Origin of the sequence: Streptomyces sp. MMCC 100 (assembly GCF_041538145.2) — a bacterium.
In the GTDB taxonomy this organism is placed as follows: domain Bacteria; phylum Actinomycetota; class Actinomycetes; order Streptomycetales; family Streptomycetaceae; genus Streptomyces.
Genome location: NZ_JBGORK020000001.1, coordinates 2,330,485 through 2,352,102, shown reverse-complemented (window position 1 = coordinate 2,352,102; position 21,618 = coordinate 2,330,485). Strand labels below are relative to the sequence as shown.

18 protein-coding genes are annotated in these 21,618 nt (G+C 72.5%); 2 read left to right on the top strand and 16 right to left on the bottom strand.

All coding sequences use genetic code 11. The features are described 5' to 3' along the window. Positions 1 to 22: 22 nt before the first annotated feature. Positions 23 to 1,744 (bottom strand): trypsin-like serine peptidase, encoded by a 1,722-nt coding sequence (locus tag ABS735_RS10860; RefSeq protein WP_373906303.1) that lies wholly within the window; start codon positions 1,742 to 1,744, stop codon positions 23 to 25. A 75-nt stretch (positions 1,745 to 1,819) separates the two neighbouring features. Here ABS735_RS10860 and ABS735_RS10855 point away from each other — a divergent pair, with 75 nt between their 5' ends. Next, positions 1,820 to 2,116 carry a trypco2 family protein gene (locus tag ABS735_RS10855; protein ID WP_328559405.1) on the top strand — a complete coding sequence of 99 codons (297 nt, stop codon included), beginning with the start codon at positions 1,820 to 1,822 and terminating at the stop codon, positions 2,114 to 2,116. A gap of 40 nt (positions 2,117 to 2,156) precedes the next feature. Here the strand turns inward: ABS735_RS10855 and ABS735_RS10850 are convergent, their stop codons facing one another. Beyond that, on the bottom strand, positions 2,157 to 3,575 hold the full coding sequence (locus tag ABS735_RS10850) for an RsmB/NOP family class I SAM-dependent RNA methyltransferase (protein WP_373906304.1): 1,419 nt from the start codon (positions 3,573 to 3,575) through the stop codon (positions 2,157 to 2,159). 95 nt (positions 3,576 to 3,670) lie between these two features. Then, positions 3,671 to 4,603 (bottom strand): methionyl-tRNA formyltransferase, encoded by a 933-nt coding sequence (gene fmt, locus ABS735_RS10845; RefSeq protein ID WP_373906305.1) that lies wholly within the window; start codon positions 4,601 to 4,603, stop codon positions 3,671 to 3,673. Positions 4,604 to 4,908: 305 nt separating this feature from the next. On the opposite strand from fmt, the gene ABS735_RS10840 reads away from it, so the two are divergent. Then, positions 4,909 to 5,463 carry a hypothetical protein gene (locus ABS735_RS10840; protein ID WP_373906306.1) on the top strand — a complete coding sequence of 185 codons (555 nt, stop codon included), beginning with the start codon at positions 4,909 to 4,911 and terminating at the stop codon, positions 5,461 to 5,463. Between the two features lie 168 nt (positions 5,464 to 5,631). On the opposite strand, the gene ABS735_RS10835 is transcribed toward ABS735_RS10840, so the two are convergent. From ABS735_RS10835 to ABS735_RS10775, 13 genes are all read right to left on the bottom strand, one after another. Next, a complete protein-coding gene (locus ABS735_RS10835) occupies positions 5,632 to 7,782 on the bottom strand; it encodes a primosomal protein N' (protein WP_373906307.1) in 2,151 nt (716 codons plus the stop codon). A 125-nt stretch (positions 7,783 to 7,907) separates the two neighbouring features. Further along, on the bottom strand, positions 7,908 to 9,131 hold the full coding sequence (metK, locus tag ABS735_RS10830) for a methionine adenosyltransferase (RefSeq protein WP_373906308.1): 1,224 nt from the start codon (positions 9,129 to 9,131) through the stop codon (positions 7,908 to 7,910). Between the two features lie 239 nt (positions 9,132 to 9,370). Next, positions 9,371 to 10,573: a bifunctional phosphopantothenoylcysteine decarboxylase/phosphopantothenate--cysteine ligase CoaBC gene (gene coaBC, locus ABS735_RS10825; protein ID WP_373906309.1), complete on the bottom strand. Its 1,203-nt coding sequence runs from the start codon at positions 10,571 to 10,573 to the stop codon at positions 9,371 to 9,373. Between the two features lie 136 nt (positions 10,574 to 10,709). Then, entirely contained in the window at positions 10,710 to 10,982 is a 273-nt protein-coding gene (gene rpoZ, locus ABS735_RS10820; RefSeq protein WP_003977348.1) for a DNA-directed RNA polymerase subunit omega, read from the bottom strand. A 62-nt stretch (positions 10,983 to 11,044) separates the two neighbouring features. Further along, the gene (gene gmk, locus ABS735_RS10815; protein WP_373906310.1) at positions 11,045 to 11,638 is read right to left on the bottom strand and encodes a guanylate kinase; all 594 of its coding nucleotides are present in this window, start codon (positions 11,636 to 11,638) and stop codon (positions 11,045 to 11,047) included. Positions 11,639 to 11,675: 37 nt separating this feature from the next. Further along, a complete protein-coding gene (locus ABS735_RS10810; protein WP_003977346.1) occupies positions 11,676 to 11,999 on the bottom strand; it encodes an integration host factor in 324 nt (107 codons plus the stop codon). A gap of 223 nt (positions 12,000 to 12,222) precedes the next feature. Further along, complete coding sequence (gene pyrF / locus ABS735_RS10805) at positions 12,223 to 13,068, bottom strand: orotidine-5'-phosphate decarboxylase (RefSeq protein WP_373906311.1); 846 nt, start codon at positions 13,066 to 13,068, stop codon at positions 12,223 to 12,225. Beyond that, positions 13,065 to 14,171 carry a quinone-dependent dihydroorotate dehydrogenase gene (locus tag ABS735_RS10800; protein ID WP_373906312.1) on the bottom strand — a complete coding sequence of 369 codons (1,107 nt, stop codon included), beginning with the start codon at positions 14,169 to 14,171 and terminating at the stop codon, positions 13,065 to 13,067. Before ABS735_RS10800 ends, pyrF begins: the two co-directional genes overlap by 4 nt. A 78-nt stretch (positions 14,172 to 14,249) precedes the next feature. Next, positions 14,250 to 17,558 (bottom strand): carbamoyl-phosphate synthase large subunit, encoded by a 3,309-nt coding sequence (gene carB / locus ABS735_RS10795; protein WP_373906313.1) that lies wholly within the window; start codon positions 17,556 to 17,558, stop codon positions 14,250 to 14,252. Continuing rightward, on the bottom strand, positions 17,551 to 18,693 hold the full coding sequence (gene carA, locus ABS735_RS10790) for a glutamine-hydrolyzing carbamoyl-phosphate synthase small subunit (protein ID WP_373906314.1): 1,143 nt from the start codon (positions 18,691 to 18,693) through the stop codon (positions 17,551 to 17,553). The genes carB and carA overlap by 8 nt, the downstream gene beginning before the upstream one ends. Continuing rightward, positions 18,690 to 19,265 carry a PH-like domain-containing protein gene (locus ABS735_RS10785; RefSeq protein ID WP_373906315.1) on the bottom strand — a complete coding sequence of 192 codons (576 nt, stop codon included), beginning with the start codon at positions 19,263 to 19,265 and terminating at the stop codon, positions 18,690 to 18,692. Before ABS735_RS10785 ends, carA begins: the two co-directional genes overlap by 4 nt. Next, a complete protein-coding gene (locus ABS735_RS10780) occupies positions 19,262 to 20,548 on the bottom strand; it encodes a dihydroorotase (RefSeq protein WP_373906316.1) in 1,287 nt (428 codons plus the stop codon). The genes ABS735_RS10785 and ABS735_RS10780 overlap by 4 nt, the downstream gene beginning before the upstream one ends. 4 nt (positions 20,549 to 20,552) lie before the next feature. Further along, positions 20,553 to 21,533, bottom strand: a complete 981-nt coding sequence (locus tag ABS735_RS10775; protein ID WP_373906317.1) for an aspartate carbamoyltransferase catalytic subunit — start codon at positions 21,531 to 21,533, stop codon at positions 20,553 to 20,555. Positions 21,534 to 21,618 lie beyond the last annotated feature (85 nt).

Below are 21,618 nucleotides of genomic sequence, written 5' to 3'. Positions count from 1 at the left end.
ACGGGCCGGGGCGTTCTCGCCGTCATCGCGCGTCTCCTCCGCCGTGGTCGTCGACGCGCCGGGTGTAGGCGTCCACCGCCGCCTCCGCCGCACGCACGTCGCAGGGTCTTGCCCGAAGCAGGGCGTGGGCCCGGAGGTAGAGGTCGTCCACCACCGGGTCCTCCTCGCCCTGCAGGGAGTGCTGGTGCAGGACGTGATAGCCGCGCAGACGTCCGGCGAGTTCGTCGCGCCGGTCGCGAAGCCGGTCGAGCTCGGCGACGCCCGTCGCCAGGCGGCCGGCCACCCGGTCGGCCAGCCGCTCGTACCGGTCGAGGTCGAGGGCGTGTCCGGGGGCCCGGCCGGGGTCTGCGTCGTGGTCACGCTCCCGGTCGTCGTCGTCCGCGCGAAGCAGGCCGGCCAGGGCGGCGTGGGCGGCCACCAGTTCCGAGTCGAGGGGGCGCACGCCGTGCGGGACCACGGCCGCGAGGCGTTCGTGCAGGTCCTCGGCGAGCGGTCCGGTGATCTCCCGCAGCCGCTCCACGAGCCGGGCGCGACGCTCCCTCGCGGGCCGGGTGAGCAGGCGGTCACGGGCACGGCGGTGGCAGTCGCCGTCCGTGCGGAACACCAGCAGCAGTCGGCTGCCGCCGGCGCGCAGCACCTCCAGGAGGTCCAGCAGGGGCAGCGGGTCGGTCGCCTCGTCGACTCCGACGACGACCAGGTTGAGGGTTGCCCTGGAGGCGCGGATGCGGTCGAGCGGGGGATCCTCCGGGTGCTGCCACAGGCCCATGCGTTCGGCGATCCGCTCGGCGATCTCGGCGGCGGTCACCCCGCTGGCGTCCACGGCGAGGTCGTGGCCGCCGGCCGACGGAACGGTGCCGGGCGGGTCGAGCGACGCGCGGTCGATCGAGACCGCGGTGCGCAGTTCCCGGTCGGCGAGGGTGATGGCGCGGCGCAGCGTGGCCGCGCGTGCGGCGTCGCCGGGCTCGACGACGCTGATCTTCACCTGGCTGCCGTCGTCGCGCAGCCAGGCCGCGAGGCGCTGGGCGAACGGCTCGTCGAGCAGGTCCGGGGAGGCGCCGTCGTCGGTGGGGAGCAGCCGCTCGTCGACGGCCGTGGGACCCACGATGTGCGGCTTGAGCCGGGGCAGGTGACGGGCGATGGTCTCGGCGGGGCTCATGAAGGAGAACCGGTTGCCGTGCTGGTCCAGCTGACCGCTGAGCACCATGCCGATGACCTCGCCGGTCCGGCTGTCGGCGACGCCCGCGCCACTGCATCCCGGGCTGGCCAGTTCACCGGGGCTGACCGGGCTCAGCTGCACCTGTCCGTCGCGCCCGCAGCCGCCGACGACGGTGGAGCGGAACCAGATGCCGCCGTTGTGGGCGTAGGGGAAGCCGTACATGCGCACTTCGCGGCCCGGTGCGGACAACCGGTGGAGCCGTACCGTTTCCTCCATCGGCCGTGGCCGCTCCAGCCGCAGCAGCGCCACGTCCCCGCTGGGGTCGCCGTCGGCGTCCCGCGTTTCCGGCACGTAGGCGGTACCGTCCACCCGGGCGGGAACCGCGGGCACGCTGTGGTCGGCCGCGCCGACGAACTCCGCGGTGAGCCGGGCCGCCGCGCGGTCCACCACATGCGCACAGGTGAGCACCTGGTCGGGGGTCAGCAGAATGCCGGCCCCCGCGATCTCCCCGTCCGCGCCCCGGATCCGCACCGCCCAGCTCGGTGTCTTCGTGGGCGAGGCGGCCGGAGCTCCCCCGCCAGCAGCCATATGCGAACTATACGGGCGTCTGCTCCTGTCGCATACTGCTGCGACAAGAGTGAACGAGCTTTCTACGGAGGCGAGTTGACGAACGAACCGGGTTTCGTGGGGCTGGCCGAGGTGATCGGCCGGATCCGGGGCGAGCTGGAGGAGGCCCGCGCCGAGGCGGAGGGCCGGGACCTCGGTTTCGCCGTGGAGAACGTGAGCCTGACCTTCACCGTGCAGGTCCACCGCGCCGGAAGCGGCCGGGGAGGCGTCCGGATCGGCGTGGTGACGGCCGAACTGGGCGGTTCCGTCGACCACCAGACCACCCATCAGGTCCAGGTGGACCTGAAACCGGAGCTGGCGGGCGGGGAGCGGGTGAAGGTGAACAGGCGCTAGGCGTGTTGAGGGGCGAAGCCGGTTCGGGGAGCGCGGCCGGTCACGAGGTCCGGCGCACGAGCGCCAGGTACATGGCGTCCGTGCCGTGCAGGTGCGGCCAGAGCTGGATGTCGGGTCCCTCGCCCAGGTCGGGGACGCCGGGCAGCAGCGGCCGGGCGTCGAACAGCTCGGTGCCGGGGTGCTGCTTGAGGACGTCCGCGACGACGGCGCGGGTCTCGGCGAGGTGCGGCGAGCAGGTCGCGTAGGCGACGACGCCGCCGACCCGTACGGCCTCCAGGGCGCTGCTCAGCAGCCCCCGCTGGAGCGGGGCGAAGCCCTCGAGGTCCTCGGGGCGGCGCCGCCAGCGCGCCTCGGGCCGGCGCCGCAGGGCGCCCAGGCCGGTGCACGGCACGTCGACCAGGACGCGGTCGAAGCTCCCGGGCCGCCACGCCGGGCGGGTCCCGTCGGCGGCGATCACCTGGTACGGCCCGGGATTGCCGTCCAGCGCCCTGGCCACGAGGCCGGCGCGGTGCGGCTGCTTCTCGGAGGCGAGCAGGAAGGCGCCCCGTTCGGCGGCGAGCGCACCGAGGAGCGCGGCCTTGCCGCCGGGGCCCGCGCACCCGTCCAGCCAGCGCCGGTCCGGCCCGTCGAGCGGCGCGTTGGCGAGGGCCAGGGCGACCAGCTGGCTGCCCTCGTCCTGCACACCGGCGCGGCCCTCGCGCACGGCCTCGACGGCCCCGGGTTCACCGCCCTCGCTCAGCCGCACGGCGTACGGCGACCAGCGCCCCGGTACGGCGGCGTCCTCGTCGAGCAGTTCCTCTCGGGTGGCCCGGCCCGGCCGCGCGACGAGAGTGACCTCGGGGCGTTCGTTGTCGGCGGCCAGCAGTTCCTCGATGCCGGTCCGGCCGCCGCCCAGCGAGTCCCACAGCGCGGAGACGACCCAGCGCGGGTGCGAGTGCACGACGGCCAGGTGGTCCTCGGGGTCCTCGTCGTAGGGCGGGGCGACCCGCTCCAGCCACCCGTCGAGATCGTCGCGGGCCACCTTGCGCAGCACGGCGTTGACGAACTTGGCCCGCCCGTCCCCGAGCACGACCCGTGCCAGCTCCACGGAGGCGGAGACGGCGGCGTGGCTCGGGATCCGCGTCCCGAGCAGCTGGTGCACGCCCAGGCTGAGGACGTCGAGCACCGGCGGGTCGACCTCGCGCAGCGGCCGGTCCACGCAGTCCGCGATGATCGCGTCGTACGTTCCCTGCCGGCGCAGCGTCCCGTAGACCAGCTCGGTCGCGAGCGCCGCGTCCCGGGCGTCGAACTTCTCCGGGCCCTCCTTCTCCCGCGCCTTGCGCAGCAGCGGGGGCAGGACGAGATTGGCGTACGCGTCCCGCTCGTCCACGGCCCTGAGCGCCTCGAAGGCGAGGATGCGGACGGGGTCCTTCTGGGGCCTGCGGTACGGCTTGCGGGGACGGCGGGGCTGATCGCTCACGAAAAAGGTGCTCCGGGTGTGGGATGAAGTGCGTTCACCAGCGTACGCCGGGCCGGTGAACAGTGAACGGTGAGGCGGAGGCGCGGAGGCGCGGGTCAGCCGCCGAGCAGCTCGCCCTCGGTGATCCGCACGCCGCGCGCCCAGTCCGCCGCCCGCATCGGCTTCTTGCCCTGCGCCTGCACCCACAGCAGCTCGACGGCGTGCGAGCCGGTGCCGACGTACACGTTGTTCTTCCCGGCGGCGAGCTGCCCCGGGGCGAGGTCGGTGCGGTCGGGTGCGGGCACGGCCTGCACGAGCTTGAGCCGCTCGCCCCGGAAGGTGGTCCAGGCGCCGGGGGCCGGGGTGCAGCCGCGCACCACCCGGTCGACGCGCAGCGCGGGGGCGGACCAGTCGACCCGGGCGTCCTCGACGGTGATCTTCGGGGCGAGCGTGACGCCCTCGGCCGGCTGCGGTACGGCCTTCAGGCTGCCGTCCTCGATGCCGTCCATGGTGGCCGCGAGCAGGCCGGCGCCGGCGAAGGCCAGCCGGGTCAGCAGGTCACCGCTGGTGTCGGTGGGGCGGACGGTCTCGGTGACCGTCCCGTACACGGGGCCGGAGTCCAGGCCCTCCTCGATCAGGAAGGTGGACGCACCGGTGATCTCGTCGCCCGCCATCAGCGCGTGCTGCACGGGGGCCGCGCCGCGCCAGGCGGGCAGCAGCGAGAAGTGCAGGTTGACCCAGCCGCGGGCGGGCACGTCCAGGGCGACGCGGGGCAGCAGGGCGCCGTAGGCGACGACGGGGCAGCAGTCGGGCGCGATCTCGCGCAGCCGCTCCAGGAAGGCGGGGTCGCGCGGCTTCGCCGGCTTGAGCACCTCGATGCCCGCCTCCTCGGCCCGCTCGGCCACGGGCGAGGCGACCAGCCGGCGCCCGCGCCCGGCCGGAGCGTCGGGCCGCGTGACGACGGCGGCCACCTCGTGACGCCCGGAGGCGATCAGGGCGTCCAGGGCGGGAACGGCGACCTCGGGGGTACCGGCGAAGACGAGCTTCATGGGTGGGACGGGCCTCTCGGGCGGGGGCGGTTGCGGGCGACGCACCAGTCTACGAGCCGTCAACCGACGGAAAGCCGCCGACGGCGCGGTACCCCCACGGGAGAGCTCAGCCTCTCGACCGACGGCCAGCGGTGGTGCGCGGGTGGGAGACCTCCGAGGCCGAAGGCCGAGGGGGCGCACGAACCGACCTCCACGCCCCCACCCCGTGACCAACGCCGCACCCACACGTTGGTCAAGGAAGAGTTGACACACCGGGCCGCCCGCGCGGCCCGATTCCTTTCAACGCCGGTTCGAGAGGCTTGTTCATGGCCGACCACGCAACCCACGACGCCCAGGCTCGGGCCAGCCTGCACTTGCTGGTGCGGGACATCGAGCGGGTCCGCCGGCAGGTGGACGCACTGCGCACCCTCACCGCCCAGTTGGGCAACGTCTACCGCCCGCGCCGCTCCGGCCCCTCCACGGGCTTCGTCGTCTACGGACGTGCCCCCGCCCCGACGGTCCGTCTCGCCCAGGAGCTGCGGGACAGCGTCGAGACCCTGGTCACGGCCGCCGTGGACTTCGACCGTTCGCTCGGCTTCTCGTGGGACGCGGTGGGCTCCGCGCTCGGCGTGACCAAGCAGGCGGTGCACCGGCGCTACGGCTCCCGGCGCGCCGCGGCCCAGACGGCGGCGTCCGCCGCCGAGACCACCGAGCACGCACCGGAGCCGACGGGCGCGCGTCCGGTCAACGTAGGCTCCGGGCTCCCCCCGGTGCCCACGGTTCCGGCGGCCCGCTCCATGCCGACCCAGCCGACGTCGGGCAGCCCGTCCCTGCGCGACGAGGTCCGCCCGACCGCCTTCCCCGGCCCGCGCAACGGCTGACCCACGACCGCCGCCCGCACCGGCCGCCCCGCACCGGCCCGAAACGGGACGTCACACTGGCCCCCGTCCTCCCGACGCCCCTCCGGCGAGGCGGGGCCTCGGCGTGTCCGCCCCCTACGGGCACTGGGCGGGCACTGGGCGGGCACTGGGCGGACACTGGGCGCCCACTCACCCGATGTCGGGCGGATCGATCCGCACCCACACCGCCGTGTCGCTGCCCCGTGCCGTCCGCGCCGCCTGAGCGGCCTTCAGCGCACCGGCCAGCGCCGCCCCGCGACCCGGCGGCACCCGGACCAATGCCCGCTCCCAGTGTTCCCCGGGCGGCGGCGCGCCCACCCGCCGCGGCCGCCCCGCCGCCGTGACCGGCAGCGGCACCGGGCCGAGCACCTCCGCCTCCCGCGGCAGTTCGACCGCGCCGAGGAAACCGGTCACCGCCTCCGGTGGCCCCGCCACGGCCGCCATCCGCGACACCGGCGGGAAGCCCAGCTCGGCCCGTTCGGCCAGCTCACGCAGCGCGTGTCCGACCGGGTCCCAGCGCACCAGCGCCTGCACCGGCCGCAGCGTCGGCTCGGCGACCGCGACGACCGTGCCCCCGGCGCTCTGCGGGCGCACCAGCGCGGCGGCGGCCAGCCAGCGACGCAGCGCGTCCTCGCCGGCGCGGAGATCGGGCCGGCCGAGCATCGCCCAGCCGTCGAGCAGCAGCGCCGCCGCGTAGCCGCCCTCGGCGACGGGCTCGGCCCCCGGGGTGCTCACGATCAGTGCGGGGGCCCCGGACACGGTGTCCAGCACATGCTCGCGCCCGGAGGTGCGCACCGGCACGGCCGGGAAGGCCCGCCCCAGCTCCTCCGCGGTGCGCCGGGCGCCCACGACCTGCGCGCGCAGCCGGAAGGCCCCGCACTCCGGGCAGTGCCAGGCGCCCTCCTCGCGCCCGCACCAGCCGCACCGCAGGGCGGAGGCGGACTCCTGCCCCTCCAGCGGCCCCGCGCAGTGCCGGCACCGCGCGGGCGTCCGGCACGCCGCGCAGGCCATCCGCGGTACGTAACCCCGCCGGGGCACCTGCACGAGCACCGGTCCGTGCCGAAGGCCGTCCCTGACGGCCTGCCAGGCGAGGGTGGGCAGGCGCGCGGCGCGGGCGGCCTCGTCGCGGGCCAGGTCCTGGTCCCCCACGGTCCGCACCAGCGGGGCGGCGCCCCGCACCTGCTCGCGGGCGGCGACCAGGGGCCGGGCCCAGCCGGTCTCCACGAGCTGGGCGGCCTCCACGGTGCAGCTCCAGCCACCCAGCAGGAAGGCGCACCGGTCCTGGGCGGCGCGCAGCAGCAGTACCTCGCGCGCGTGCGGCTGCGGCGCGTGCGGCTCGCTGTGGCTGTCGTCGCCGTCGTCCCACAGGGCGACCAGGCCGAGGTCCCGCACCGGTGCGAACATGGCGGCCCTGGTCCCGATCACGGCCCGTACGGCGCCTCGGCGCACCGCGAGCCACTGCGCGTACCGCTTCTCGGGACCGGCGTCGGCGGTGAGCACCGCGTGCCGTCCCTCGCCCAGGAGCGCGGCGAGCGCGGCGTCGGCGCGGGCGACCGCCCGCCCGTCCGGCAGGACGACGAGGGCGCCCCGGCCGGAGGCCAGCGTCGCCGCCACGGCCCGCGCGAGTTCCTCGGTCCACTGCGGACCGGGCAACGTGTTCCACACCGCGCGCGGCGCCCCACCGGACGCGAGGGCCGCCACGAACGCGGCCCCCTGCTCGTACCGTGTCCACGACCCCGGCTCGGGCACCGGCGGTGCGGGCAGCTGCTGCGGGGAGGCCCGTTTTTCGGCGCGCGCGTTGCGCGGCGGCACGGCGAGCTGGAGGACGTCCGCGACGCTGCCCGCGTACCGGTCGGCGACCGCACGGACGAGGCCCAGCAGCTCCTCGTCGAGGATCCGCTCGGGCGAGACGACCTGGGCCAGTGCCGCCAGGGGCCCCGCGTAGTCGGACTCGGCGAGCCGCTCGACGAGGAAACCGTCGATGAGCCCGCCGCCCTCGCGCCGCCCGTCCCTCACCCGGTGCCGTCCGGCGCCGAAGCGCACCCGCACCCGCACACCGGGCTGGGCCTCGGCGTCCAGCTCCTCGGGCACGGCGTAGTCGAAGTACCGGTCGAGGTGGAGCACGCCCTTGTCGACCAGGACCCTGGCGACCGGCAGTTCCTTGGCGAGCGCTGCCCCGCGCCAGGTGCGCGGCTTGGCGCGCGGGGTCCTCGCCCCGCGCACCGTCTCCCGGATGAGCGCGAGCTGCTCGGGCGGCGCGTCCTGCGCGCCGTCCTGCTCCGGTCCGTTCTCGCTGCTCACGCCTGCATTCTCGCAAAGCCCACTGACAACGCGGCCGGGGTCGGGTCCGTGTGAGGAGGCCCGGCGCCCCCATCGGGGACACCGGGCCTCGTCAGTGCCGTCGGGCGCGACGGCGCCGCGGATCCTTACAGACCCGCGGCCTCGCGCAGCGCGTCCACGCGGTCGGTGCGCTCCCAGGTGAAGTCGGGCAGCTCGCGGCCGAAGTGGCCGTACGCCGCGGTCTGGGCGTAGATCGGGCGGAGCAGGTCGAGGTCGCGGATGATGGCGGCCGGGCGCAGGTCGAAGACCTCGTCGATCGCCTTCTCGATCTTCTCGGTGTCGACCTTGGCGGTGCCGAAGGTCTCCACGAACAGGCCGACCGGCTCGGCCTTGCCGATGGCGTAGGCGACCTGGACCTCGCAGCGCGCGGCGAGGCCCGCCGCCACGACGTTCTTGGCGACCCAGCGCATCGCGTACGCCGCGGAGCGGTCCACCTTCGACGGGTCCTTGCCGGAGAAGGCGCCACCGCCGTGGCGGGCCATGCCGCCGTAGGTGTCGATGATGATCTTGCGGCCGGTCAGACCGGCGTCGCCCATCGGACCGCCGATCTCGAAACGGCCGGTCGGGTTGACCAGGAGACGGTACTTCTCCGTGTCGATCTTGATGCCGTCCTCGAGGAGCGCCTTCAGCTCCGGCTCGACGACGAACTCCTTGATGTCCGGCGCCAGCAGCGACTCGAGGTCGATGTCGCTCGCGTGCTGGGAGGAGACGACGACGGTGTCCAGGCGGACCGCCTTGTCGCCGTCGTACTCGATGGTGACCTGGGTCTTGCCGTCCGGGCGCAGGTAGGGGATCGTGCCGTTCTTGCGGACCTCGGACAGGCGCTTGGACAGGCGGTGCGCCAGGAAGACCGGAAGCGGCATCAGCGTCGGCGTCTCGTCGGACGCGTAGCCGAACATCAGTCCCTGGTCGCCGGCGCCCTGCCGGTCCAGCTCGTCGGTGTCGTCGCCTGCGGCGGTACCCCCGACCCGGCTCTCGTACGCCGTGTCGACACCCTGCGCGATGTCCGGGGACTGGGCGCCGATGGAGACCGAGACGCCGCAGGAGGCTCCGTCGAAGCCCTTCTTGGAGGAGTCGTAGCCGATCTCCAGGATCTTTCCGCGGACCAGGTTGGCGATGTCCGCGTAGGCCTTGGTGGTGACCTCGCCGGCCACGTGCACCAGACCGGTGGTGATCAGGGTTTCGACGGCGACCCGGGAGGTCGGGTCCTCACGCAGAAGCGCGTCGAGAATCGTGTCGCTGATCTGGTCAGCGATCTTGTCGGGGTGACCTTCGGTCACGGACTCCGAGGTGAACAGGCGACGGGACACAACGCTCCCTGGGGTTGCAGCGGCTGCTGGCTGATCATTTGTGGACGGCACGGGGAGCTGCACCCGGCGACGTCCGAGAACAGTTTATCGGTCGCACTCTGCCGCGGGCCCACCCGTCTCAGCTCTCGGGAGGGCTGTGACCTGCGGCACGGGCATTCTGCCCGGAAGGAAGCACCCTTGGCCAGGGGCGCCACGCCGGAACGAGTCGTCTTCGAGGCCGCTTCGAGCCAATGGGTCATTCATTCCAATCGCCGGGCGACGAGGTCCCAGACCGTTTCGGCCAGGGCTTCCTTCGGGCCGTGGGCGACCGCCGTCTCGCTGCCGTCGGCGCCCAGGACCACCGCCTCGTTCTCCTCGGAACCGAAGGTCTTGCGCTCCCCCACCTCGTTCACCACGAGGAGGTCGCAGCCCTTGCGCTTCAGCTTGGCCCGCCCGTTGGCCAGGACGTCGTCGGTCTCCGCGGCGAAGCCGACGACCACCTGCCCGGAGCGGGCCCGGGTGCCGGAGATCTCCGCGAGGACGTCCGGATTGCGCACCAGGGCGATCGGTTCGGGCTCCTGGCCGTCCTTCTTCTTGATCTTCCCGGTGGCGTACGTCGCGGGCCGGAAGTCCGCCACCGCCGCGGCCATGACGACGGCGTCGGCGTCCGCCGCGGCGCGCAGCATCGCCTCGCGCAGCTCCACCGCCGTGCCGACCGGCACCACGTCCACGCCGGCCGGGTCCGGCATCGACGCGTTCGCCGCGACGAGCGTGACGCGGGCGCCGCGGGCAGCCGCGGTACGGGCGAGGGCGTAGCCCTGCTTGCCGGAGGAGCGGTTGCCGAGGAAGCGGACCGGGTCGAGCGGCTCCCGGGTGCCGCCGGCGCTGACGACCACGTGCCGTCCGGCGAGATCGGGCTCGCGCACACCGCGGGCGAGGACCCGGCGGCAGACCTCGAAGATCTCGCCCGGGTCGGGCAGCCTGCCCTTGCCCGTGTCGACGCCGGTGAGGCGGCCGACGGCGGGTTCGATCACTACGGCGCCGCGGCGGCGCAGCGTCGCCACGTTCTCCTGGGTGGCCGGGTGCTCCCACATCTCGGTGTGCATGGCGGGGGCGAAGACGACCGGGCAGCGGGCCGTGAGCAGGGTGTTGGTGAGCAGGTCGTCGGCCAGGCCGTGGGCCGCCTTGGCGAGCATGTCGGCGGTGGCCGGGGCGACGACGACGAGGTCGGCGTGCTGGCCGATACGCACGTGCGGGACCTCGTGGACGTCGTCCCAGACCTCGGTCGACACGGGGTTGCCGGACAGGGCGGACCAGGTGGCGGCGCCGACGAAGTGCAGTGCGGAGGCGGTGGGGACGACGCGGACCTCGTGCCCCGACTCGGTGAGTCTGCGCAGCAGCTCACAGGCCTTGTACGCGGCGATGCCGCCACTGACCCCCAGAACGACCTTCGGCTTGTCCACCGTCTCTCCCCGGCTCGGATAACGCGCTCGGACGGCGCGTACGACCCATCACACACCACAGGCCCGACAGTCGGGCTGCCGGGCCTGTGGAAAAGTCAGCGCAAGGCTGAAGATAGTACCGCCGATACTGCCGGTATTACTGCGCCGGGCCCTCGATGGCCTCGGAGGTCAGCAGCCCCGCGTTGATCTCGCGCAGGGCGATCGAGAGCGGCTTCTCGTGGACGTGGGTGTCGACGAGCGGACCGACGTACTCGAGGAGGCCCTCGCCGAGCTGCGAGTAGTACGCGTTGATCTGGCGGGCCCGCTTGGCCGCGTAGATCACGAGGCTGTACTTCGAGTCCGTGGCCTCGAGGAGCTCGTCGATCGGCGGGTTGATGATGCCCTCGGGCGCGGAGATGGAAGAGGACACGCTCTACCTTCCGATGGATGGGAAAGATTCAGTCAGGATGATCGCAGGGTGACCAGTGGCGATCACACGACGTTCGTCAAGGCTAGCAGCTCGCGCGCCACGTCCTCGACGGAGGTGTTCACCAGGGTCTGGTCGAACTCCGGCTCGGCCGCCAGCTCGACCTTGGCCGCGGCGAGGCGGCGCTCGATCACCTCCGGCGGTTCGGTGCCCCGGCCGGTGAGCCTGCGCACCAGCTCGTCCCAGGAGGGCGGGGCCAGGAACACCAGCTGGGCCTCGGGCATGGACTCGCGGACCTGCCGCGCTCCCTGCAGGTCGATCTCCAGAAGGACCGGCTCACCGGCCTCCAGGCGCTCCAGCACGGCGGTACGCGGCGTGCCGTAGCGGTTGCCGGCGAACTCGGCCCACTCCAGCAGCTCGCCGTTGGCGATCAGCTTGTCCATCTCCTCGTCGCTGACGAAGAAGTAGTGGACACCGTGCTGCTCGCCGGGGCGGGGCCTGCGGGTCGTCGCCGAGACCGACAGCCATACCTCGGGGTGTTCCTTGCGCATATGGGCGACGACCGTGCTCTTGCCGACCCCCGAGGGGCCGGAGAGCACGGTCAGCCGCGGACGTGCGTCCGGGGGTACGGGGGACGTCCCCCGGGGTGTTGCAGCCATGCAGCGATTATTCCAGCAATCCCGGAGTGGTCCGGACTCAGCTGCCGGTGCTGCCGAACTCGCGCTCCAGGGACGCGATCTGGTTGGACCCGAGACCGCGCACGCGGCGGCTCTCGGAGATGCCCAGTCGCTCCATGATCTGCTTGGCGCGGACTTTGCCCACGCCCGGCAGGGACTCGAGGAGGGCGGAGACCTTCATCTTGCCGATGACGTCGTTCTCCTGACCCTGCTTGATGACCTCGTGGAGGGAGGCGCCGGAGTGCTTGAGTCGATTCTTGACCTCGGCCCGCTCCCGGCGAGCCGCGGCGGCCTTTTCGAGCGCGGCTGCGCGCTGTTCAGGGGTAAGGGGCGGAAGAGCCACGCCTACGTCACCTCGGATGTCGAACTGTCGGATACGGACCGGTGAGGAACCTAGTCGCCCCTCACCTGGTGAGCCACGAGCAACACGCTTGCCCGTTGACTCTCGACGGAGACTAGCGGTCAAGTCCGCCAGAGTCAGCGAGAACAGCGGAAAAGTCCTGGTCAGCCTCCGTCAGGCCGGACATTTAGGACATACTCCCTCTGATTTGAGGATGTATCCAGAGTCAGGACGCCGTGACCGCGGTCCGGATCTCCGCCGCGAAACGGTCGGCGGCCCTCCGCAACGCGGCCACGTCGGGACCGTGACGAAGGACACCCCGGCTGACGTTCGGCACCACGTTGCGCACCGCCGCGCCGAACACGCGCGGCAGGTCCGCGGCCGCGGCCCCCTGGGCGCCGATGCCCGGCGCCAGCAGCGGACCGTTGATGCCGAGATCGTACGAGGACAGGTCGCCGAGCGTGGCACCGACCACCGCGCCGAAGGAGCCCAGCGGCTCCTCCCCCGCGTTCTCGGCGGCCAGGTGCGCCAGCATCGTCGCCCCGACGCTGCGCCCGTCGCCCCGCACCGCGTGCTGGACCTCGCCGCCCTCCGGGTTGGAGGTCAGCGCCAGCACGAACAGGCCCGCGCCGCTCTCGCGGGCCAGGTCGACGGCCGGCTTCAGGGAGCCGTAGCCGAGGTACGGGGAGACGGTCAGCGCGTCCGAGAACAGCGGCGCGTCCTTGTGCAGGAACGACTCGGCGTACGCGGCCATGGTCGAGCCGATGTCGCCGCGCTTGGCGTCCATCACGACCAGCGCACCGGCTGCCCGCGCCTCCTGGACCGACTTCTCCAGCACGGCGACGCCACGCGAACCGAACCGCTCGAAGAAGGCGCTCTGCGGCTTGAGCACGGCGACCCGGTCGGCCACCGCCTCCACGACGGTGTGGCTGAAGCGCTCCAGACCGGCCACGTCGTCGTTCAGGCCCCACCCGGCGAGCAGGGAGGCATGCGGGTCGATGCCGACGCACAGGGGACCGCGCTCGTCCATCGCGCGGCGCAGCCGGGCACCGAAGGGCTCGAGTACCGTCATGCGTTCTTCCTCACGTCGGCGCCGACCGCGTCGGCGAGGGTGGCGTACGGGCTCTGCCGCAGGCGGGCGGCGAGCCCCTTGTGGATGGCGCGGCCCCAGAAGGGACCCTCGTAGATGAACGCGCTGTAGCCCTGGACCAGCGTGGCACCGGCCAGGATGCGCTCCCAGGCGTCCTCGGCGGTCTCGACGCCGCCGACGCCGACCAGGGTGATCCGGTCGCCCACACGCGCGTAGAGGCGGCGCAGCACCTCCAGGGAGCGCGCCTCGAGGGGGGCGCCGGACAGACCGCCGGTCTCCCCGACGAGGGCGGGCGAGGAGGTCAGGCCGAGGCCTTCGCGCGCGATGGTGGTGTTGGTGGCGATGATGCCGTCCAGGCCCAGCTCCACGGCCAGGTCGGCGACCGCGTCCACGTCCGCGTCGGCGAGGTCCGGCGCGATCTTGACCAGCAGCGGGACGCGCCGTGCGGTCACCGCGCGGTCGGCGGCCTCGCGGACCCCGCTCAGCAGCGGGCGCAGCGCCTCAGTGGCCTGGAGGTTGCGCAGGCCGGGTGTGTTGGGCGAGGAGACGTTGACGACCAGGTAGTCGGCGTGCGGGGCCAGCCGCTCGGCGGACTTCACGTAGTCGCCGACGGCCTCCTCCTCGGGGACGACCTTCGTCTTGCCGATGTTGACGCCGACGACGGTGCGGAAGACGGGCGTGCGGGAGGCCAGACGGGCCGCGACGGCCAGCGAGCCGTCGTTGTTGAAGCCCATGCGGTTGATCAGCGCCCGGTCGGCCACCAGGCGGAACAGCCGCTTCTTGGGGTTGCCGGGCTGGGGCTCGCCGGTGACGGTGCCGATCTCGACGTGGTCGAAGCCCAGCATCGCCATGCCGTCGATCGCGACGGCGTTCTTGTCGAAGCCGGCGGCGAGCCCGAACGGGCCGTGCATGCGCAGACCCAGGGCCTCGGTGCGCAGCTCCTTGTACCGGGGCGCGAGCGCGGCGGCGACGAAGGTGCGCAGGACGGGGACGCGGACGGCCAGGCGGATCCAGCGGAAGGCGAGGTGGTGGGCCCGCTCCGGGTCCATGCGGGAGAAGACGAGCTTGAAGAAGATCTTGTACATGTGTCCTCGTGAGGCCTCTGTGGTGCGCTGGGGCTCATGAAGAGGGGGACACCGTTTCCGGTGTCCCCCTCGGGGCTGCTAGTCGCGGGCCGCGGTCAGGAATTCGGCGTGTTCCTGGAGCGAGCGCACTCCCACGTCGCCGTGGTTGAGGGCGTCGATGCCCTGCACCGCCGCCGCCAGCGCCTGGACCGTCGTCAGGCAGGGTACGGAGCGGGCCACGGCCGCCGTACGGATGTCGTAGCCGTCGAGGCGGCCGCCGGTGCCGTAGGGAGTGTTGACGATGAGGTCGACCTCGCCGTCGTGGATGAGCTGGACGATGGTCTTCTCGCCGTTCGGGCCGGTGCCCTCGGACTGCTTGCGCACGACGGTGGCGTTGATGCCGTTGCGCTTGAGGACCTCGGCGGTGCCGGAGGTGGCCATCAGCTCGAAGCCGTGGGCGACCAGCTCGCGCGCCGGGAAGATCATCGAGCGCTTGTCGCGGTTGGCGACCGAGATGAAGGCGCGGCCCTTGGTGGGCAGCGGGCCGTACGCGCCCGCCTGCGACTTGGCGTACGCCGTGCCGAAGACGGAGTCGATGCCCATGACCTCACCCGTGGAGCGCATCTCCGGGCCGAGGACCGTGTCGACGCCGCGGCCGTGGATGTCCCGGAAGCGGGACCACGGCATCACGGCCTCCTTGACGGAGATCGGCGCGTCCAGCGGCAGCGTGCCGCCGTCGCCGTTCGCCGGGAGCAGGCCCTCGGCGCGCAGCTCGGCGATGGTGGCGCCCAGGGAGATGCGGGCGGCGGCCTTGGCCAGCGGCACCGCGGTCGCCTTCGAGGTGAAGGGGACGGTGCGCGAGGCGCGCGGGTTGGCCTCCAGGACGTAGAGGATGTCCCCGGCCAGCGCGAACTGGATGTTGATCAGGCCGCGCACGCCGACGCCCTTGGCGATGCCCTCGGTCGAGGCGCGCAGCCGCTTGATGTCGAAGCCGCCGAGCGTGATGGGGGGCAGGGCGCACGCCGAGTCGCCGGAGTGGATGCCGGCCTCCTCGATGTGCTCCATGACGCCGCCGAGGTACAGCTCCTCGCCGTCGTACAGGGCGTCGACGTCGATCTCGATCGCGTCGTCCAGGAAGCGGTCGACCAGGACCGGCCGGGACGGGCTGATCTCGGTCGACTCGGCGATGTACGCCTCCAGCCGGGTCTCGTCGTAGACGATCTCCATGCCGCGTCCGCCGAGGACGTAGGAGGGCCGCACCAGGACCGGGTAGCCGATCTCGTCGGCGATGGCCTTGGCCTCGCCGAAGGTGGTGGCGGTGCCGTGCTTGGGGGCCGGGAGCCCGGCCTCGGCGAGGACCCGTCCGAAGGCGCCGCGGTCCTCGGCGGCGTGGATGGCCTCCGGGGAGGTGCCGACGATCGGCACGCCGTTGTCCTTCAGGGCCTGCGACAGTCCGAGCGGGGTCTGCCCGCCGAGCTGGACGACGACGCCCGCGACCGGTCCGGCCTGCTGCTCGGCGTGGACGATCTCCAGGACGTCCTCCAGGGTGAGCGGCTCGAAGTAGAGCCGGTCGGAGGTGTCGTAGTCGGTGGAGACGGTCTCGGGGTTGCAGTTGACCATCACGGTCTCGTACCCGGCGTCGGACAGCGCGAAGGAGGCGTGGACGCAGGAGTAGTCGAACTCGATGCCCTGGCCGATGCGGTTGGGACCGGAGCCCAGGATGATCACCGCGGGCTTCTCGCGGGGCGCGACCTCGCTCTCCTCGTCGTAGGAGGAGTAGAAGTACGGCGTCCTCGCGGCGAACTCGGCGGCGCAGGTGTCGACCGTCTTGTAGACCGGGCGGACGCCGAGCGCGTGCCTCACCTGGCGGACCACGTCCTCGCCCAGGCCGCTGATCTCGGCGATCTGCTGGTCGGAGAAGCCGTGCCGCTTGGCCTCGGTGAGCAGGTCGGCGGTCAGCTCGCGGCTCTCGGCGATCTCGTCGGCGATCTCCTTGATGAGGAAGAGCTGGTCGACGAACCAGGGGTCGATCTTCGTGGCGTCGAAGACCTCCTCCTGGGTGGCGCCCGCGCGGATGGCCTGCATGACGGCGTTGATCCGGCCGTCGGTGGGCCTCACGGCCTGCCGCAACAGCTCCAGCTTGTCGCCGGGCTCGCCGACGAAGGTGAACTGGCTGCCCTTCTTCTCGAGCGAGCGCAGCGCCTTCTGGAAGGCCTCGGTGAAGTTGCGGCCGATGGCCATGGCCTCGCCGACCGACTTCATGGTCGTGGTCAGCGTGGAGTCGGCGCTCGGGAACTTCTCGAAGGCGAAGCGCGGCGCCTTGACGACCACGTAGTCGAGGGTCGGCTCGAAGGAGGCCGGGGTCTCCCGCGTGATGTCGTTCGGGATCTCGTCGAGGGTGTAGCCGACGGCGAGCTTGGCGGCGATCTTGGCGATGGGGAAGCCGGTCGCCTTGGAGGCCAGCGCGGAGGAGCGCGACACGCGCGGGTTCATCTCGATCACGATGACCCGGCCGTCCTCGGGGTTCACCGCGAACTGGATGTTGCAGCCGCCGGTGTCGACGCCGACCTCGCGGATGATGGCGATGCCGACGTCGCGCAGCACCTGGTACTCGCGGTCGGTCAGGGTCATCGCGGGCGCGACGGTGATCGAGTCGCCGGTGTGGACGCCCATGGGGTCGAAGTTCTCGATGGAGCAGACGACCACGACGTTGTCGTTCTTGTCGCGCATCAGCTCCAGCTCGTACTCCTTCCAGCCGAGGATGGACTCCTCCAGGAGCACCTCGGTGGTCGGCGAGAGGGTGAGGCCCTGTCCGGCGATGCGGCGCAGCTCCTCCTCGTCGTGCGCGAAGCCGGAGCCGGCGCCGCCCATGGTGAAGGAGGGGCGGACGACGACGGGGTAGCCGCCGAGCTCCTCGACGCCCTTGAGGACGTCGTCCATGGAGTGGCAGATGTAGGACCGGGCGGACTCGCCGTGGCCGATCTTCTTGCGGACCTCCTCGACGACCTCCTTGAACAGGTCGCGGTCCTCGCCCTTGTTGATGGCCTCGACGTTGGCGCCGATCAGTTCGACGCCGTACTTCTCCAGGACGCCGTTTCCGTGCAGGGAGATGGCGGTGTTGAGGGCCGTCTGGCCGCCCAGGGTGGGCAGCAGCGCGTCGGGGCGCTCCTTGGCGATGATCTTCTCGACGAACTCGGGGGTGATCGGCTCGACGTAGGTGGCGTCGGCGATCTCCGGGTCGGTCATGATCGTCGCCGGGTTGGAGTTCACCAGGACGACGCGCAGGCCCTCGGCCTTGAGCACGCGGCACGCCTGGGTGCCGGAGTAGTCGAACTCGGCGGCCTGGCCGATGACGATCGGGCCGGAGCCGATGACCAGGACGGACTGGATATCGGTGCGCTTAGGCACGCTGGCCCTCCATCAGGGAAACGAAGCGGTCGAACAGGTAGGCGGCGTCGTGCGGGCCGGCCGCCGCTTCGGGGTGGTACTGGACGCTGAAGGCCGGCTTGTCGAGGAGCTGGAGACCCTCCACCACGTTGTCGTTGAGGCAGACGTGGGAGACCTCGGCGCGGCCGTAGGGGGTGTGGGAGACCTTGTCGAGCGGGGCGTCGACGGCGAAGCCGTGGTTGTGCGCGGTGACCTCGACCTTGCCGGTCGTACGGTCCTGCACGGGCTGGTTGATGCCACGGTGGCCGTACTTCAGCTTGAAGGTGCCGAAGCCGAGGGCGCGGCCCAGGATCTGGTTGCCGAAGCAGATGCCGAAGAGCGGGGTGCCGCGCTCCAGGACGCCCTGCATCACGGAGACCGGGTGGTCGGCGGTGGCGGGGTCGCCGGGGCCGTTGGAGAAGAACACGCCGTCGGGGCCGGCGGCGTAGACGTCGTCGACGGTGGCCGTGGCGGGCAGCACGTGCACCTCGATGCCGCGCTCGGCCATGCGGTGCGGGGTCATGCCCTTGATGCCGAGGTCGATCGCGGCGACGGTGAACTTCTTCTCGCCGATCGCCGGGACGACGTACGCCTCGGTGGTGGCGACCTCGGCGGACAGGTCGGCGCCGCTCATCTCGGGGGCCTGGCGGACCTCGGCGAGCATGGTGCCCTCGTCGGGCAGCGCGTTGCCGGAGAAGATGCCGACGCGCATGGCGCCGCGCTCGCGCAGGTGCCGGGTGAGGGCGCGGGTGTCGATGCCGGAGATGCCGACGACGCCCTGGGCGGCCAGCTCCTCGTCGAGGGAACGCGTCGAGCGCCAGTTGGAGGGCACGCGCGCGGGGTCGCGCACGACGTAGCCGGAGACCCAGATCTTCTTGGACTCCATGTCCTCGTCGTTGATCCCGGTGTTCCCGACGTGCGGGGCGGTCATCACGACGACCTGGCGGTGGTACGACGGGTCGGTGAGGGTCTCCTGGTAGCCGGTCATGCCGGTGGAGAACACGGCTTCGCCGAAGGTGGCCCCCACGGCCCCGTAGGCACGGCCGCGGAAGATCCGGCCGTCCTCCAGGACGAGTACGGCGGGAGTCCGGTCGGCTCCCCTGGTGGAGGTCGTCATCGTGCGCCTTCCGTTTCCGTCTTGTTGATCATGTCGTTCAGGGTTTCGACCCACTCGTTGTGCTCGGCCGCCTGGTCGGAGCGGAAGCCGGAGTCGATCAGCTTGTCGCCGTGGGCCCAGGTGACGACCAGCAGGCCGCCCTCGGTGAGGACCTTGCCCGCGATGCCCTTGTCGAGCCGGGCCTCGCGCAGCGCGGCGACGGGGACGAAGAAGTCGGCGGCGCCGGGGCGTACGACGTCCAGTCCCGCGTCCGTCAGCGTGAGCTCGACCCGGCTGCGGGTGCCCAGGCCGTGCGCGACGATGCGGTCCAGCCACTGTCCGGCGGTGGTGGAGCCGTGGTAGCGGCCGCTCATCGTCAGTCTGGCCCGGCCCGGCTCGTCCGGCGCGGTGGGGAGGGCGGGCAGGTCGCTCTGGAGCGTGCCGCGCCACTTCCAGCCCTCGCGCATCAGCCAGTAGACGAGCGCGACGAACAGGCCGAGGCCGACGACCCAGCCGACGCGGGCGGCCCAGTCGGTCACTTCCGCCGATTCCTTCTCGGCGGCCAGCAGGATTACCGGTGCTACAGATGTCACGTGAGCTTCCCGTCGACGAGCGTGGCCTTGCCCCGCAGCCACGTGTGCGTCACACGGCCCGGCAGCTCACGACCCTCGTACGGGGTGTTGCGGCTGCGCGAGGCGAAGCCCGCGGGGTCCACCTGGCCACGGTATGCCGCGTCGACGAGAGTGAGGTTGGCGGGCTCACCAGCCGAGACGGGACGGCCGTGTCCGGTGGCCTGTCCGATCTGCGCGGGCTTGAAGGACATACGGTCGGCGACGCCGGCCCAGTCCAGCAGGCCCGTGTCCACCATGGTCTCCTGGACGACCGACAGCGCGGTCTCCAGGCCCACCATGCCCATGGCGGCGGCGGCCCACTCGCAGTCCTTGTCCTCGTGCGGGTGCGGGGCGTGGTCGGTGGCGACGATGTCGATCGTGCCGTCGGCGAGCGCCTCGCGCAGGGCCATGACGTCACGCTCGGTGCGCAGCGGCGGGTTGACCTTGTAGACCGGGTTGTACGACCGGACCAGCTCGTCGGTGAGGAGCAGGTGGTGCGGGGTGACCTCGGCGGTGACGTCGATGCCGCGGGACTTGGCCCAGCGGACGATCTCGACGGAGCCCGCGGTCGACAGGTGGCAGATGTGGACGCGGGAGCCCACGTGCTCGGCGAGCAGCACGTCCCGGGCGATGACCGACTCCTCGGCGACGGCGGGCCAGCCGCCGAGGCCCAGCTCGGCGGAGACGACGCCCTCGTTCATCTGGGCGCCCTCGGTCAGCCGGGGCTCCTGGGCGTGCTGGGCGACGACGCCGTTGAAGGCCTTCACGTACTCCAGGGCGCGGCGCATGATCACGGCGTCGTGGACGCACTTGCCGTCGTCGGAGAAGACGGTGACGCCGGCCGCGGACTCGTGCATGGCGCCCAGCTCGGCGAGCTTGGCGCCCTCCAGGCCGACGGTGACGGCGCCGATGGGCTGCACGTCGCAGTAGCCGGACTCCTGGCCGAGCCGCCAGACCTGCTCGACGACGCCGGCGGTGTCGGCGACCGGGAAGGTGTTGGCCATGGCGAAGACGTTGGTGTAGCCGCCGCTCGCCGCCGCGCGGGTGCCGGTCAGGACGGTCTCGGAGTCCTCGCGGCCGGGCTCGCGCAGGTGGGTGTGGAGGTCGACCAGGCCGGGCAGCAGCACCTTGCCGTCGGCCTCGATCACCTCGGCGCCCTCGGCGGACAGGCCGGTCCCCACCTCGGCGATCGTCGTGCCGTCGATCAGTACGTCCTGCGGCTCGCCGCCGAGCACCTTCGCACCGCGGATCAGGGTCTTGCTCATCTTCTTACTTCTCCTCGGTGGGTCGGGCGTGGGTGACGGCGGGTTCGTTGCCGCCGAGCAGCAGGTAGAGGACGGCCATCCGGATGGAGACGCCGTTGGTGACCTGCTCGACGACGGTGCAGCGGTCGGAGTCGGCGACCTCGGCGGTGATCTCCATACCGCGGACCATCGGGCCGGGGTGCATCACGATGGCGTGGTCGGGCATCTTCGCCATGCGGTCGCCGTCGAGGCCGTAGCGGCGGGAGTACTCGCGCTCGGTGGGGAAGAAGGCGGCGTTCATGCGCTCGCGCTGCACGCGCAGCAGCATCACCGCGTCGGACTTGGTCAGGGTCGAGTCGAGGTCGTAGGAGACCTCGCAGGGCCAGGTCTCGACGCCGACCGGCAGCAGGGTGGGCGGGGCGACGAGGGTGACCTCGGCGCCGAGGGTGTGCAGCAGGTCGACGTTGGAGCGGGCGACGCGGCTGTGCAGGATGTCGCCGACCAGGGTGACGCGGCGGCCGTCGAGATCCTTGCCGAGGCCGGCGTCGGGGCCGACCAGGCGGCGGCGCATGGTGAAGGCGTCCAGGAGGGCCTGGGTGGGGTGCTGGTGGGTGCCGTCGCCCGCGTTGATGACGTGGGCGTCGATCCAGCCGGAGGTGGCCAGCCGGTAGGGGGCGCCGGAGGCACTGTGCCGGATGACGACGGCGTCGACGCCCATGGCCTCCAGGGTCTGGGCGGTGTCCTTGAGGGACTCGCCCTTGGAGACGCTGGAGCCCTTGGCGGTGAAGTTGATGACGTCCGCGGACAGCCGCTTCTCGGCGGCCTCGAAGGAGATCCGGGTCCGGGTGGAGTCCTCGAAGAAGAGGTTGACGACGGTACGGCCGCGCAGGGTGGGCAGTTTCTTGATCGGCCGGTCCGCGACCCGGGCCATCTCCTCGGCGGTGTCGAGGATCAGGACGGCGTCGTCGCGGGTGAGGTCGGCGGCCGAGATGAGATGACGCTGCATCTGTCAGGCTCCGTAAGGCGATTCATGCGGAAGAGCGGGATAATTCGGGCGGCCGGGCGCGTGCGGGGGCGCGCCGAGCGGACGT